Genomic DNA, 15,136 nt, shown 5'->3' on the forward strand with positions numbered 1-15,136 from the left:
GCCCCCGCCGGGGCCCGGGGATCAGCCCAGCCAGCGGACCTCGTAGGGACCCAGGTCGACGCCCCGGCCGTCCACCGTGACGGTGACGGGGCGGTTCTGGGTGTTGACGACCAGCGCGGTGTCCTCGGCGGCCAGGGCGCGGACGTCGGAGCGGCCGGGGCCCGTGAGCCCGGGGGTGCGGAGGGCGGTGCCGGGCGGGAACGTCCTGGCGAAGCGGGAGAGCAGGTCCAGCATCGGCAGGCCCGTCCCGCCGTCCTTCAGCTCGGTGCTGCGCCACAGGCAGCCGGGGCAGTCGGCGCCGGTCTCCTGGGGGTTCCAGTAGAACGCGGTGGCGGCGCCCGCCTCCGCGAGCCGCATCATGGCGGTGGCCTGGACCGCGGTGCGGTGCTCCTCCGTCCAGCCCTTGCGCTCGTCGTTGCCGTCGCCCGGCTCGACGTACCACTCGGACCACCAGACCGGCAGGCCGGTGGCCTTGCGCAGCCAGGCGGTGGTGTCGGCGAACTTCTGGGTGGCGCCGAACTCGTCGGGCAGCAGGCGGTTGCCGTCGCGGGTGTAGCTGGAGCCGTCGACGGCGACGAAGTCCGCGCCGGCCTTGTGGTCGTTCCAGTAGGTGAAGGCGTCGACGGCACGCTGGTCGACGGAGCCCCAGGGGCCGCGCACGGAGGAGGCGTTGGAGCTCCCGCCCGGGGAGTTGCTGTCCAGGCTGAGGTACGGGCCGCCGACGGCGTTGGCGCCGTTCCGCTTCTTCAGCTCGCGGTAGACGAGGTTGTAGAGCTCGGTGTAGCCCTCGTAGTTCCAGCGGTTCCTGGACTCGTCGAAGAAGCCCTTGAACTCGTTCCAGACGATGAAGTGGCGGACGTCCGGATAGCGCTTGGCGATCACTCCGGCGAGCTGGGCGAAGTCCTTGTAGTGCGCCGGGTCGGGCGCCTTCTCCAGGGACTTCTGGGACCAGTCGGTGCGGGGGCCGCCGCCCTTCATCCAGTCGGGGGCGCAGCAGAGGGTGAGCACCGGAGTCCCGCCGGTGGCGCGGATCAGGGCGACACGGCGGTCGAGGTCGCGGAAGTTGTAGGCGCCCGGCCTGGGTTCGGGGTTGTCGACGCCCCAGCCCATGATGTGCTGGTTCTGCGGCATGGGGCTGTGGGAGAGCAGTCCCGCGACCGTGCGGCGGGCGTCGTCGTCGCCGTGGTCGGCGCTGTACTGGGTGTGGGTGAAGCCCCAGCCGAGGGTGGCGGGGGCTCTGCCGCCGCTGTCGTCCGTGCCGCCGGGGCCCGGGAAGCCGCCGGCGAGCATCGTGACCAGCAGTGCCAGGGCGACCAGTCCCGCGCCGGACAGGGCGATGATCCGCCACCGCCCCGCCCCGGCGATCGCCCGTCCCACCCGATGACGTCCCATTGCGGCAAGCGTATCGGCGGCCGAATCCGTATGGGCGCCTTCCGGACGAACTCCGGCGGATCCGGCGAAAACCCGGGTGCGCGGGGGCGGTGGGTGCCGGATCATGGGCGGCATGTGTGCCGATCGCCGCCCCGATGCCAGGAGGCAGACCCTGCCCACCGAAGCGGACCCCACGCCCGCGGAGCGTTCCCTGCCGATCCGGTTGAACGTGGACGACAGCGACTCGCCGTCCGATGTCATCGACGCGCTCTTCCTGGGCCGTTTCGCCACCGGCGAGCAGCCCTACGCGCACAGCCGCTCCGTGGACCGGGTGAGATCCGGGGCTACGCTGCTGCCGCCGGCCGCCACCGTGGTGCGCTCCGCGCGGGACGACGACCGCAGCGCGACCCTCGCCGAGGGCGAGGGCTGGACCCTGCTGGTGTCCCGCTGGAACCGCGGCGCGGACGTCTCCGTGACCGCGACCTGCGACACCCTGGCGAAATCGGTGCTCGCCCAGGCGGTGGAGGGCGCGGAGGACGAGCCCGAACCCCAGCCCGAGAACGTCACGATGGGCTTCTGGTACGTCTCGCCCAGGCGCGGCCCGCACCGGACGACGCGCCAGATCTCCGCCGGCACCTGGGAGGAGGTCCGGGCCAACTACACGGCGCCGGTGGCCGACGCGCTGGACGGGCTGATGAAGATCACCCCGGCGGACATCGCGGGCCGGCTGCTGCTCCTGCACGGCCCGCCGGGCACGGGGAAGACGTCCGCGCTGCGGACGCTGGCCCGCTCGTGGCGGGACTGGTGCCAGGTGGACTGTGTGCTGGACCCGGAGCGGCTGTTCAACGACGTCGGCTATCTGATGGACATCGCGATCGGCGAGGACGAGGGCACGGAGCGGGGCCGCTGGCGGCTGTTGCTGCTGGAGGACTGCGACGAGCTGATCCGCGGCGAGGCCCGGCACACGGCCGGCCAGGCGCTGTCCCGGCTGCTGAACCTCACGGACGGGCTGCTGGGCCAGGGCCGCAACGTCCTCGTCGGCGTCACCACCAACGAGGACCTGGAGCGGCTGCATCCGGCGGTGGTGCGGCCGGGGCGGTGTCTGGCCCGGATCGAGGTGGGGCCGCTGACGCGCAAGGAGGCGGCGGACTGGCTGGGGCGGGAGGCCCCGGGCAAGGAGACGGGGCTGGGGCGGGAGGGGGCCACGCTCGCGGAGCTGTTCGCGCTGCGGCGGGGGGTGGGACCGGCGTCGGTGCCGGCGCAGACGGAGGGGGCGGACGCGGGTCTGTATCTGTGAGCGGGCTGGCGGGGCCTCGGCCGGAGTGAGGGCTCGCCGTCGGGGTCCGGGCGGGGCCGGGGCCGGGGCCAGTGGGCCCTCCGGGGGAATTTCCCCTACCCGCCCCTTCCCGTAACCGGGGCTCCGCCCCGGACCCCGGTCCTCAAACGCCGGACGGGCTTTATTCCTCCCCGTACGCCACGCGCAGCGCCTCCTCCGCCGCCGCCAGGGCCGCCGTCCGGTCCAGGCCCAGGCGGTGGGCGCGCTGTGCGTACGCCGTGGCCGCGGCGGCCGCCTCGCGGGCGGCCGTGTCGCCCGGGGCCGCGATGAACGTGCCGTTGCGGCCCCGGGTCTCGATGACGCCGTCCGCCTCCAGGGCGCGGTACGCCTTGGCGACGGTGTTGGCGGCGAGGCCCAGCTCCTCGGCGAAGCCCCGTACGGTCGGGAGTTTGTAGCCGACGGGGAGGGCGCCGGTCCGTGCCCGTTCGGCGATCCGGGCGCGGATCTGCTCGTAGGGCGGCTCGGCCGCGTCGGGGTCGACGGTCATCTGCAAGGCCACGGTGGGACTCCTGGCTGGGCGCGGGTCGTGCACCCATTGTGCGCCAGAAGGCCCGTCACAGCTCCAGCGTGACGTCGTAGCGGCGCAGCCAGGCGTCGAGGCCGAGGGCGAGTTCGGTCGCGGTGCGGTAGCGGCCGCCGGTGCCCTCGGCGAGCGAGGCGGTGGCGCTCGCGGTGTCGAGGAGGGGGCGTGCGGGCGCGTCGCGGTCGGCGAGGACCCGGCCGAGTTCGGTGCGCAGGGCGGCGTTGTAGCGCGGGTCCTGGGTGCTGGGGTAGGGGCTCTTCAGCCGGTCGGCGATCGCGGCCGGGAGGAGGTCGCGGGTGGCGGCGCGGAGCAGGGACTTCTCGCGGCCGTCGAAGGTCTTCATGGCCCAGGGGGTGTTGAAGACGTACTCGACGAGGCGGTGGTCGCAGAAGGGCACCCGGACCTCCAGGCCGACGGCCATGCTCGCGCGGTCCTTGCGGTCGAGGAGGTACTGGACGAAGCGGGTGAGGTGCAGGTAGCCGATCTCGCGCATACGGCGTTCCCGGCCGCTCTCGCCCGGCAGCCGGGGCACCTCGGCGAGGGCGTCGCGGTAACGGGCGTCCCGGTAGCCGGTCACGTCGAGCTTGGTGAGGAGGCCGCCGTCGAGCAGGGCGACGCGGCCCTCGCCCGCGCCGGAGAAGTGGTCGATGCCGCCGGGGGCGAGCCAGGGGAAGGTGGCGGCGCGGACGCTCTCGGGGTTGTGGAACCAGCGGTAGCCGCCGAATATCTCGTCGGCGGACTCCCCGGAGAGGGCCACGGTGGACTGCGCGCGGACGGCCTTGAAGAGCAGGTGGAGCGAGGTGTCGCCGTCACCGAGGCCGAGGGGCACGTCCCGGGCGGTCAGGACGGCGGCGCGGTGGGCGGGGTCCATGAGGGCGGCGGTGTCGAGGACGATGTCGGAGTGGTCGGCGCCCACGTGTTTCGCGAGGGCGTGGGCGTAGGGGCCGTCGGGGGTGGCGCGCAGGGTGTCGGGGGTGAAGTGCTCGGTGTAGCCGGTGAAGTCGACCGAGAAGGAGCGGACGGGGCCGTGCCCGGCGTCGGCGAGTCCCTTGGCGGCGAGGGCGGTGATGGCGGAGGAGTCGAGGCCGCCGGAGAGCAGGGTGCACAGGGGGACGTCGGCGATGAGCTGGCGGGTGACGATGTCGTCGAGCAGCTCGCGTATCCGGTGGACGGTGGTGCGCAGGTCGTCGGTGTGCTCCCGGGCCTCCAGGGCCCAGTAGCGGCGGAGGACACGGCCCTGGCGGCGTACCCGGAGGGTGTGGCCGGGCGGGAGTTCGTACATGCCCTTGTAGATGGCGTGGCCGGGGGTCTTGGTGAAGGCGACGAGCTCGGCGAGCCCTTCGGCGTCGACGACGGGGCGGACGGCGGGGTGGGCGAGGATCGCCTTGGGCTCGGAGCCGAAGAGGACGCCGTCGGCGAGCGGGTGGTAGTAGAGCGGCTTGATGCCCATGCGGTCGCGGACCAGGAGGAGTTCCTCGGTGCGCGGGTCCCAGAGGGCGAAGGCGTACATGCCGTTGAGGCGCTCGGTGAAGTCCTCGCCCCACGCGAGGTAGGCGTGCAGCACGACCTCGGTGTCGCTGCTGGTGCGGAAGGCGTGGCCGAGGCCCTCCAGTTCGGCCCGCAGTTCGCGGTAGTTGTAGACCTCTCCGCTGTAGGTGGTGGCGAGGAGGACGCGTCCGTCGTGCTCGACGCGCATGGGCTGGGCGCCGCCCTCGATGTCGATGACGGCAAGCCTGCGGTGGCCGAGGGCCGCGTGGGTGTCGAGCCAGGTGCCGGAGGCGTCCGGGCCCCGGCAGGCCATGGTCCGGGTCATGGCGTCGAGGGTGTCCCGGGCCTCCAGGGGGCCGGCCTTGAGGTCCTGGTCGTAGGCGATCCATCCGGTGATCCCGCACATGGTCGCGGTCTCCCCTCTCGGTAGGCCGCCCGGGTGGGGTGCCCGGGCGTGGCTCTGCCCCCGTACAGCGCGTTCCGTCGTCGGCCGGCGGGCGTTCGGTGATCGCCACCCGCCATATAGATGCATTCACCATCTAAGAGCGCGCGAAACCTGAGGATCCTCTTCCGGGCGCCTCGGGAACGACAACCGGCCGGAGTCGGACCCTCGTTGTCCGGAACCGCCGGCCGTACTTCGGGACCGGCCTCGCGACCGGCCTCAGGAAAGGAAATGGAAGGTCGGGTTCGGGTGCATGAGGAAGTCGTGGTGGGAGATGTTCCAGGCGTACGCGCCGGCCATCGCGAAGGCCACCCGGTCTCCCACCCGCAGCCGTTCGACCGGGACCCGCCGCGCGAGGGTGTCCTTGGGCGTGCACAGCTGGCCGGTCAGGGTCACGGGCTCGGCCAGGGCCGCCGGGCGCGGCCAGGGGCGGGCCCACTCCTCGGCGGGCAGCACGGTGAAGGGCTGGTCGTGCCCCTTGGCGGCGGGCGTGCGCAGATGGTGGGTGCCGCCGCGCAGGATCGCGAACGCCTCGCCGTGGCTGTGCTTGAGGTCGAGGACCTCGGTGACGTACCAGCCGCAGTGGGCGGTCAGCGACCGGCCGGGCTCGACGCGCAGGGTGAGGCCGGGGTGCGCGGCCGCGAGGGCGGCGAGGCCCGCTCCGTAGGCGGCCCAGTCGAAGCGGGCCTCGGGGCGGGCGTAGTCGACGGCCATGCCGCCGCCGGTGTTCACCTCGTCCAGGGGCAGGCCGTGCCGGTCGGCGAGGGCGCGGGCCCAGCGGACGACCCGGCCCGCGACGGCGAGCTGGGCCGGGGCGTCGAGGCCGCTGGCCAGGTGGGCGTGGACGCCCCGCAGCCGCAGCGGGCCGCCGGGCGGCAGCGGCAGGCACGCCTCGGCGTCGGCCGGGTCGAGGCCGAAGGGGCCGGGCCGGCCGCCCATGGCCAGCGCGGCGCCGCTCAGCTCTCCGTCGGCGGCGGGGAGGTTGACGCGCAGCAGGACGTCCACGGGCGCGCCGCCGGGCCGTTCCCCGGCGAGGGCGGCGAGGAGCCGCAGCTCGCCCGCGCTCTCCACGTGGAAGCGCTCGGTGCCGAGGGAGAGGGCGAGGCGCAGTTCCTCCTCGGTCTTGCCCGGGCCGCCGAAGGCGAGCGGCGCGCCGGGCACGGCCGCCCGCACATGGGCCAGTTCGCCGCCGGAGGAGACCTCGTAGCCGGTGACGTGGGGGGCGAGGGCGGTGAGGATCCCGGGGGCGGGGTTGGCCTTGGCCGCGTAGTACAGCTCGACGCGTTCCGGGAGGGCGGCGCGGACCTCGCGCGCGTGGGCGTCCAGGGCGGCGAGGTCGTAGACGTAGGCGGGCAGGCCGGCGGAGGGCAGCCGTGCGGCGTGGCCGGCGACGCGGGGGGTGATCACGGGGTGGCGCTCCAGGGCTCGGTGCGGCCGACGGTGGTGAGCGTGGCCAGCAGGTCCGACATCAGCGGGGAGGCGATGCGGACGTAGCCGGCGTCGCGGTCGGACTTGCGTTCCCAGCGGGTGAGCAGATTGGCCTTGGCGGGCAGCGGCGCCCCGGCGACCAGGGCGCGCAGCGGCGGCGGGCCGCCGTGCGCGGCGGCCCGCGCGGCGAGGACGCGGCGGACGGCGCACCACAGTTCGGGTTCGAGGTGGGGGTGGCGGTCGGCGAGGGCGGCGAGCATCTCGGCGACGTGGTTGACGAGCAGGCAGTACACGACGCGGTCCCAGCCGCGCTCGGGGTCGTAGGTCAGGGGCCGGGCGACGTCGGCGGGGAGGGCCGCGAGGGCGGCCGCGTGGTGGCCGGCGAGCAGCTTGGTGCCCTCCAGGTCGCGGAAGAGGACCTGCCGGGGGGTGCCGTCGGCGTCGACTCCGACGATCACGTTCTGGAGGTGGGGTTCGAGGACGACGCCGTGGTCGAAGTAGGCGGCGAGGACCGGGGGGACGAGCAGCCGCAGATAGGCGTCCCACCAGGCGAGGGCCTGCTCGGGGCCGGCTCCGTGCAGGAGGTGGCCGAGGTGGGCGCCGCCGGTGGGGTACTCGTCGGCGACGGCGGCGGCGAGGAGGCCGGTGAGCCCGGGGGCGAGGCGGGCGGCCAGCCCTTCGCGGACGATGACGCCGAAGCCCTCCGCGAGGTCCCTGCTGCCGAGGTCGAGGGTGCGGTAGGCGGGTTCGCGCAGCAGGTCGGCGCCGGGGAAGCGGGCGGTGAGGGAGGTGGCGACGGGCTCCAGGAGGCGGGTGAGGGCGACGGCGCCGGCCAGTTCGTACTCGGCGTTCTTGCGCAGGCAGTTGGTGATGCGGATGTTCAGGCTGAACTTCAGGAAGTCCCGGCCGTCGTAGAGGGTCCGTACGGAGGCGGTGGGCTCGAACTCCTGCCCGCCGGGGCCCAGGTCGAGGACGTCACCGCGGTCGAGGGCGGCGCGCAGGACGGGGTGGCCCGCGAGCATGGCGTACTGCCAGGGGTGCACGGGCAGCAGGCGGTGGCCCTCGGGCACGGGGCGCTGCCGGTCGAGCGGGGCGAGGGCGCCCTCGGTCGCGGTCTCCTCGCGGACGAGGTGGCGGCGTACGGCCAGATGGCGCAGGCGGAAGCGGGCGCGGGCCTCGGGGGCGTAGCGGCCCCAGTCCGCCGGGGCGCCGGTGCGGGCCTTGGGGGTGGGGTGGAAGCGGTGGCCGAAGAGCAGGGACTGTTCGGAGTCCATGTACGGATCGCCGGTGGCGGGCGGGCGGACGGCGCCGAGGGCGGCGCGGACGCCGGCGTGACTGGCGGCCACCTGGGCCAGGAACTCGTCGTTGCGGACGCCGGTGCGCAGCTCCAGCTCGCGGTGGATGTGCGTGGCGAGGGCCCGCCAGCTCAGCTCGGTCCAGGTCTCGCCGCGCCGTTCGGCGACGGGACCGGTGAAGCGGTGGGCGCCGACGAGGGAGACGCGCCGCAGTCCGGCCCGGAGGAGGACGCCGCGGTGGGGCAGGCGCAGCAGCAGGTGGCCGTCGGTGACGGCGGTCTGGTGCTCGGGGCCGGACACCTCGCGGAGCAGGCAGTTGAGCAGCGTGTGGGCGACCACGTGGTCGGCGGAGGCCACCCCGGCGAGGGCGGTGCGTGGGGAGGACATGCGGCGGCTCCAGCGGGTGCTGAGGGGGGCGTGGAGGGCGTGCGGAACGTGCGGTATGTGGGGGTCGCGGGGGTGCGAGGGGCGGTGAAGGCGCTGGTTCTCCCGGGCGGGGAGGCGGTCATCGGGCCGTGTTCCGGAGGTAGTTGGGGCCGTCGACGTAGTGCTTGTTGATGTCGGTGGCGCCGGAGCGCTCCTTGGTGAGCAGGGTGCCGGCGGTGATCATGGCCTTGACGGGCAGCCGGTCGGCGTCCAGGACGCGCAGGCGCAGGACGGCGGCGGCGCCGGGCGCGGTGTCCGCGAGACGGCCGACGGCCTCGGCCAGCCGGGTGCGGAGCAGGGCGAGGAGGTCCGGGAGCGGGGCGAGGCCGAGGCGGCCGAGCTCGAAGGCGAGGGCGCCGGCGCACAGATGGACGGTGATGGTCGCGAAGACGTCGGCCACGGGGGCGTCCCCGGCGACGAGGATCCGCCGGTCGTCGAAGCCGAGGAGGTCCCCGGCGGTGCCGCCGAGCCGGTCGGCGAGCCGCGCGGTGTGCACCCGGGGCCCGTCGTTGTCCTTGAACAGCAACCGCAGCCGGGTGCCGCGGCCGGTCCGGTCGAGGACGAGGGAGGTGTTCTGCTGGTGGGACTCCAGGGCGATGCCGTAGCCGAAGAGGGTGGTGTGCCAGTCGAGAAGGAGGGTGAGGTAGGCGTCGAGGAGGGCGGTGAGCGAGCCGCCGTAGTAGTGGTCGGCGAGCTCCTCGGCGACGAGGGCGCCGCCCGGCGCGCGGGCGAGCAGCGCGGCGACGGGCACGACGTGGGCGCCCCGGAGGCCGGGCGGGTAGCGGCGGACGAGGGCGGCGAGGAGTTCGTGACCGGCCTGGAGGTGGGTGCGCTCGTCGGCGAGCAGGACGGTGCCGGCGAAGCGGGGCTCGCGGGCGACGACCGCTTCGAGCAGGCGCTGGCCGGCCGCGCCGTCGGGGAGGGTGCCGGGCTTGATGGTGCGGCGGTTGCGCAGTCCCAGGGTGGCGGTGGCGAGCGGGAGTTTGAGGTGGGTGGCCGGGTCCGTGGTCACGGCGACGGTGCGGGTGGAGAGCGTGGGCACCACGTCCAGCCAGGGGCGTTCGGCGAGGTGCGCGGTGCCCGGCGGGCCGTTGCCGGCCGCCGCGCGGAGGGCGGCGGCCAGCGGCCCGGCGGCCGTGAGGGGGTGGACGGGCAGCGCGAGGTGGGTGGCGTCGAGGCCGGGCAGGCCGAGCACGGAGGGCGGGGGCCACCAGGCGGGCAGCCGGCCGGTGTCGCCCTGGACGGCGGTGCGCGGGAGGGCGAGCCAGCGCAGGGCGAAGGCGGGGTGGAACTCGGGTGCGTACGCCCGTAATTGTGACTCGGTAAGGCCGGAGCGGGACCGGCCGGTGGGGTAGACGGGGTGGTCGCGGAAGGCGGCGAGGGTGTCGTAGGCGACGGAGTGGCGCAGTCCGGTCCAGTGCGCGGTGCGGGGGCCGTGGGCGGCGGCGAGCCGGGCGAGGACGTCCTCGCGGACCTCGCCCTGCAACCGGATGGTGGCCAGCGCCTCGTCGCACTCGGCGAGGAAGGCGTCGTAGCCGGCCCGGTCCTCGTCGGGCGCCGCGGCGCGCAGCAGGGCGAGGACGGGCCGCAGCCCGGTGAGGGTGCCGCCGGCGGTCTCCACCACCGGCCGGCGGGCGGCGATCTCGCACTGGAAGCCCTCGGGGCCGACCGGCAGCAGCAGGGTCTCCTCGCCGGCCCTGATCCGCAGCCAGTCGCCGTCGGGGCGCGCCTCGGGGCGCGCGCCGCCGCGCAGGCCGTAGACGTCCTCGCGGAGCAGGGTGCTGAGGACGCGCTGGAGCAGTTCGTCCTCCACCACGTCCGTACCGGTCAGGCTCATGACACGATCTCCCAGCGCCGGACGGCCAGGAATTCCTCGACGGCGCGGTCGATCCGGCCCTGGTCGGTGCCGGTCGCCCGCAGTACCCCGAGATAGTCGCGGTTGGTGCGGTAGAGCGGGTGCGCCTCGCCGGTTCGCCTCAGCGGCCGGTAGACCAGCCGTACGCCGTCGCGCTCGTCGTCGCTCGCCGGGGGCGCCTTCTCGAGCGTACCCCCGCGACCGGCGCAGACATACTCCACGCGCGCCCTGCCGTCCACCCGCGCGCCGAGGTCGGCGGGGAGCCGTTCGCCGAGATGGGTGCGCAGGACGTGCGCGAAGAGGGGGATGCCCAGCACATCGGCGAGCAGCAGGTCGCACTGGTCGCCTATGGCGCGGTAGTTGACCTCGACGAGGCGGGCCCGGTCGCCCTGGGCCACGTACTCGGTGTGGCAGACGCCGAACCCGACGCCGAGGGCGCGGAGCTGGGCGAGGACCCGCTCGGCGTGCGGCCGCGGCGGGGCGGGGAGCAGTTCGAGCCGCTCCTCGACGAAGTGGGGCAGCGGGGACAGGCCGGTGCGGAAGGCGCCGAGGACGTGCAGGACGTGGCCGTCGCCCAGGGTCTCCAGCGTGTGCAGCGGCCCGTCCAGGTACTCCTCGGCCACGAGCGCGGCGCCGGGGCGGCGGGCGCGGATCTCCCGGCAGCGGGCGGCGAGTTCCCTCGCGTCGGCCGCGAGGACGACGTCTTCGCTGGCCACGCCCTCGCGCGGCTTGACGACGCAGGGGAAGGGCAGGGCGGCCCGGGTGGCGAGCGCGCCCGGGTCCTCGGCCGGGCCGAGTTCCACGGACCGCACGGTGTCGGCGCCGGCCTCGGCGAGGGCGCGGCGGAGCTCGGCCTTGTTCTTGGTGCGCAGCGCGGCCTTCCAGTCCTTGCCGGGCAGCCCGAAGTAGTCGGCGGCCAGGGCGGCCTGGGTCTGGAGGTGGTCGCTGTTGGTGAAGACCGCGTCGGGCCGCCGCCGGGGGCCGAACCGTGAGATCCGGCCGATGACCTCGCGGAAGTCCCGTACGTCGCAGCCCACGACGTCGAGCGCGGGAAGCTCCCCCGCGGCCTCCTCGTACGCGCGCCGGTGCGCGTCCGGCCGGTCGGTCAGGAGGGTGACGTCCAGTCCGAGGCGGGCGGCGGCGGGCAGGAAGCCGTCGGTGACGGAGTCGGTGGGGTTGAGCGCGAGGAGGTGGAGCCGCATGGGGGTACGCCTTTCGGCAGGCCGCGGGGGGGGCGTGGGGCCAGGACGTGTCCGGCGGGTCTCTTCCCCCGCCCGCCCCTTCCGGTAACCGGAAGGCTCCGCCCCCGGGCCCGCCGTCCGCGCGCCGCGCGGCGTCCTCCGCGGGCGGCCGGTGCCGGGCGGGGCGGGCTTCCCGGCCCGTCCGGCGGGCGGCGCGGCACGTCGGCGCCGCCCGCCCGCCGGCGGGGCGAGGGGTGTCGGGAGTGGTCTCCTTCACAAGGAAGACCCTAGGTTAGGCAAGCCTTACCTTGTCAATTCCCTTCGGACGTATACCCGTAATGCCCCGTTCATCCCCGCCGGACCCTCACCCGTTCAGGCCGATACGCCGATAGCGTGCGCGGCGGTCGGCGAGGCGTTCGCCCCGGTCGCGTGCCGAGAGGGCGGCGAGCTCGGTGCCGAGCAGGGCCCCGAGGCGCGGCAGGAACCCGCCGTCGGCGACCCCCTCTGCCGCCTCCTCCTCGACGATCAGGTCCACGATGTCGTGCTCCAGCAGGTCCGCGGACCGTACGCCCTGGCGCGCGGCGACCTCGAACGCCCGCTCCGTGGTGCGGTAGAGGATCGCCGACGCGCCCTCCGGCGGCAGCGGCGACAGCCACGCGTGGCGGGCGGCCACCACCCGGTCCGCGGGAAGCAGGGCGAGCGCGGCGCCGCCCGCGCCCTGGCCGAGCAGCAGGCACAGCGTCGGGGCGGGCAGCGTCACCAGGTCGGCGAGGCACCGCGCGATCTCCCCGGCCAGGCCGCCCTCCTCGGCGTCCCGCGAGAGCGCGGCGCCCGCCGTGTCGACCACGGTGAGCAACGGCAGGTCCAGCTCGGCGGCGACGCGCATACCGCGGCGGGCCGCGCGCAGTCCGGCCGGCCCCAGCGCCTGGCCCGCGGCCGGGACGCCCGAGGCGGGGGTGGCGTGGCTGCCCCGGTCGTGGCCGAGCACGACGCACGGCGTGCCGCCGACGCGGGCCAGCGCGAGCAGCAGCCCCGGATCGTGCTCCCCCGCGCCCGTGCCGCTGAGCGGGGTCACCTCGGTCGCGGCGGCGGCCAGCAGCTCCGCGACGCCGGGGCGGTCGGGCCTGCGGGAGCGGCGAATCGATTCGGCGGCGGGGATGTCGACGGGGGCGGCGGAGGCGCCGCCGGCCGGGCGCACGACCGCGGGCGCCGCGTCCGTACCGCCGTCGGCGTCCCGGCACAGCACGGAGAGGGCCCGCGCCGCGACCTCCGCGAGGCGCTCGGCGGGCAGCACCCCGTCCACCAGGCCGTGCGCCAGCAGGTTTTCGGCCAGCTGGACGCCCTGGGGGAACTCCTCGCCGTAGAGGGCCTCGTGGACGCGCGGGCCCAGGAAGCCGATGAGGGCGCCCGGCTCGGCGGAGGTGAGGTGGCCGAGCGAGCCCCAGGAGGCGAGGACGCCGCCCGTGGTGGGGTGGCGCAGGTGGACGAGGTAGGGCAGCCCGGCCGCCTTGTGGTCGGTGATCGCGGCGGCGACCTTGACCATCTGGAGGAAGGCGATCGTGCCCTCCTGCATCCGGGTGCCGCCCGAGGCGGGCGCCGCGAGCAGCGGCAGCCGCTCGGCGGTGGCCCGCTCGACGGCCCGGACCAGCCGCTCCCCCGCGTCCACCCCGATCGACCCGGCCAGGAAGCGGAACTCGCAGGCGACCAGCGCCACCCGGCGCCCCCGGATCCGTCCCTCGCCGGTGACGACGGACTCGTCCAGCCCGGTGCGCTCGCGGGCGGCGAGGAGGTCGGCACGGTAGGCGGGGTCGTCCGTGGTCACCTCGACGGGCTCGTCCCAGCACTGCCAGCTGCCGGGGTCGGTCACCGCCTCGACGAGCTCGCGGGCGGACATACGGGGGCGGTTTTCAGTCATGTCGATCACCCTGCCACGGCGGCGGGCCCGGCGGGGTGTCAGGGGGCCAACGGTTCGACCACATCCTTGCTGACGTGCTGGTAGATCACCGAGCTGCGGAAGTCCACCACCTCCCGGCGCCCGGAGAAGCGGTCCATCAGGACGGTGTGCAGGTGGTTCACCTCCGGGACGGCGACATGGACGAGGAAGTCGTCGCCGCCCGCGACCACGTACACGTTCAGCACCTCGGGCAGGCCGATGGCGTACGCCTTGAACCCCTCGATGACCTCCCGGCTCATCGGCCGGATCCGGACCGAGAGCAGTGCCTGCACCGGCCGGTTGAGGGCCTTGAGGTCGACGGTCGCGCGGTAGCCGGTGATGACGCCGCGCTGCCGCAGCGAGCGCACCCGCTCCAGACAGGTGGAGGGGGCGATGCCCAGGGCGCGGGCGAGGTCGCGGTTGGTCTGCCGTGCGTCGCGCTGGAGTTCCCGGACTATCGCCGAATCAATGTCGTCCATGGGCCCCATGGTGACGCATGCGCCGAATTTCGTTCGGCCGGGCCACCGGTGACTCGGCGATGGAGCTAGCTTCGGCCCCCGTGACCGTACGAACCACTCATGTTCCCGCCCCTCCTCGACCGCCCGTCCGACGTCTGGGCGTGGCCGGCGGTACGGCCCTGTGCGCCGGTGCCGTCCTCGGCCCGGGCGTCCTGGCGCTGCCCGCGCTCGCCGCCGACGCGGCCGGGCCGGCGTCGGTCCTCGCGTGGGTCGTCCTGCTCGTCACGAGCGTGCCGGTCGCGGTCTCCTTCGCCGCGCTCGGCGCCCGGTTCCCGGACGGCGGCGGGGTGGCGACCTTCGTGCACCGGGCCGCGGGGCCGCGGGCGGCCGCGGTGGTCGGCTGGTGGTTCTACGGCGCCGTGCCGATGGGCGTGGTGTCGGCGGCGCTGATCGGCGGGCAGTACGTGGCGGGGGCGCTGGGCTGGAGCGCCTGGGGGGACGCGGGCGCGGTGGCGGTCGGAGCACTGGTCGTCGCCGCGTCGTTCGCCGCCAACTGCGGGGGCCTGCACCTGTCGGGCCGGGTGCAACTGCTCCTGGTGGGACTGCTGGTGGCGGTGCTGCTGGGGGCCACGCTGGCCGCGGCGCCGGAGGTGCGGGCCGCGCACTTCACTCCGTTCATGCCGCACGGCTGGGGCTCGGTCGGCTCGGCGGCGGCCGTCCTGTTCTTCGCCTTCGCGGGCTGGGAGGCGGCGAGCCACCTCTCGGGCGAGTTCGCGAATCCGGCGCGCGACCTGCCCCGGGTGACGGCCTGCACGCTGGCCGTGGTCTCCGTGCTCTACCTGGGGCTCGCCGTGACGACGATCGGGGCGCTCGGCCCGGCCGCGGCCACCACGGACACCCCGCTGACGGAGCTGCTGGCCCGGAGCATGGACACCGTGGCCCGCCCGGTCGCCGCCGCGGTCGCCCTCCTCCTCACCTTCGGCACGGTCAACACCTATCTGGCGGGCGCCTCCCGGCTCGGCGCCGCGCTCGGCCGGGACGGCGCCGCCCCGCGCCGGCTCGCCGCGGGCGGCGGTCCGGGCCAGGTACCGCGGTACAGCCTGGCGGTGCTGGCGGTGGCGTGCGCGGCGGTCGGCACGGCGGTCGCCCTGGGCGCGGCCGACCTGGACCGGCTGATGCGCGCCACGTCCGCCTGTCTCGCCTCGGTCACCCTCGCCGGCCTCCTGTCGGCCCTCGCCCTCCTCCCCCGCCGTACGCCCCTGTGGTGCGCGGCGGTCGTCAGCACGCTGCTCACGGCGGCGGTGCTGGCGTTCACCGGAGCGCTGCTGCTGATACCGGCGGGGCTGGCGGTGGCGGCCTGGGGATTCATGACGTACCGGGGGCGGCGGACGGGGTGAGCA

General features: G+C 75.3%; 11 protein-coding genes. 2 read left to right on the plus strand and 9 right to left on the minus strand.

The genetic code is table 11. The annotated features are described in order from the left end of the window. Positions 1 to 21: 21 nt before the first annotated feature. Positions 22 to 1,392, minus strand: coding sequence for a glycoside hydrolase family protein (locus tag AF335_RS32610; RefSeq protein WP_102922037.1), 1,371 nt, complete (start codon positions 1,390 to 1,392; stop codon positions 22 to 24). Between the two features lie 112 nt (positions 1,393 to 1,504). Between AF335_RS32610 and AF335_RS32615 the strand changes: the two genes are divergently transcribed. Further along, positions 1,505 to 2,668, plus strand: a complete 1,164-nt coding sequence (locus tag AF335_RS32615) for a DUF5925 domain-containing protein (protein ID WP_102922038.1) — start codon at positions 1,505 to 1,507, stop codon at positions 2,666 to 2,668. Between the two features lie 160 nt (positions 2,669 to 2,828). Here the strand turns inward: AF335_RS32615 and AF335_RS32620 are convergent, their stop codons facing one another. From AF335_RS32620 to AF335_RS32655, 8 genes are all read right to left on the minus strand, one after another. Beyond that, on the minus strand, positions 2,829 to 3,206 hold the full coding sequence (locus AF335_RS32620; protein ID WP_184743612.1) for a GntR family transcriptional regulator: 378 nt from the start codon (positions 3,204 to 3,206) through the stop codon (positions 2,829 to 2,831). Positions 3,207 to 3,261: 55 nt separating this feature from the next. Then, positions 3,262 to 5,124, minus strand: coding sequence for an asparagine synthase (glutamine-hydrolyzing) (gene asnB, locus AF335_RS32625; RefSeq protein WP_102922039.1), 1,863 nt, complete (start codon positions 5,122 to 5,124; stop codon positions 3,262 to 3,264). A gap of 255 nt (positions 5,125 to 5,379) precedes the next feature. Further along, positions 5,380 to 6,567, minus strand: a complete 1,188-nt coding sequence (locus AF335_RS32630) for a type III PLP-dependent enzyme (RefSeq protein WP_170127854.1) — start codon at positions 6,565 to 6,567, stop codon at positions 5,380 to 5,382. Further along, positions 6,564 to 8,270 (minus strand): IucA/IucC family protein, encoded by a 1,707-nt coding sequence (locus AF335_RS32635; protein ID WP_146045656.1) that lies wholly within the window; start codon positions 8,268 to 8,270, stop codon positions 6,564 to 6,566. Before AF335_RS32635 ends, AF335_RS32630 begins: the two co-directional genes overlap by 4 nt. Before the next feature lie 118 nt (positions 8,271 to 8,388). Beyond that, positions 8,389 to 10,146: an IucA/IucC family protein gene (locus AF335_RS32640; RefSeq protein WP_102922040.1), complete on the minus strand. Its 1,758-nt coding sequence runs from the start codon at positions 10,144 to 10,146 to the stop codon at positions 8,389 to 8,391. After that, complete coding sequence (locus AF335_RS32645; protein WP_102922041.1) at positions 10,143 to 11,366, minus strand: ATP-grasp domain-containing protein; 1,224 nt, start codon at positions 11,364 to 11,366, stop codon at positions 10,143 to 10,145. The genes AF335_RS32640 and AF335_RS32645 overlap by 4 nt, the downstream gene beginning before the upstream one ends. 343 nt (positions 11,367 to 11,709) lie before the next feature. After that, positions 11,710 to 13,260, minus strand: coding sequence for a carboxyl transferase domain-containing protein (locus tag AF335_RS32650; protein WP_102922042.1), 1,551 nt, complete (start codon positions 13,258 to 13,260; stop codon positions 11,710 to 11,712). 38 nt (positions 13,261 to 13,298) lie between these two features. Continuing rightward, the gene (locus AF335_RS32655; protein ID WP_102922043.1) at positions 13,299 to 13,757 is read right to left on the minus strand and encodes an Lrp/AsnC family transcriptional regulator; all 459 of its coding nucleotides are present in this window, start codon (positions 13,755 to 13,757) and stop codon (positions 13,299 to 13,301) included. A gap of 140 nt (positions 13,758 to 13,897) precedes the next feature. On the opposite strand from AF335_RS32655, the gene AF335_RS32660 reads away from it, so the two are divergent. After that, positions 13,898 to 15,133 carry an APC family permease gene (locus tag AF335_RS32660; RefSeq protein WP_244927223.1) on the plus strand — a complete coding sequence of 412 codons (1,236 nt, stop codon included), beginning with the start codon at positions 13,898 to 13,900 and terminating at the stop codon, positions 15,131 to 15,133. Positions 15,134 to 15,136: the final 3 nt, after the last annotated feature.

It is taken from the genome of Streptomyces eurocidicus (assembly GCF_002891295.1).
Lineage (GTDB): Bacteria > Actinomycetota > Actinomycetes > Streptomycetales > Streptomycetaceae > Streptomyces > Streptomyces eurocidicus.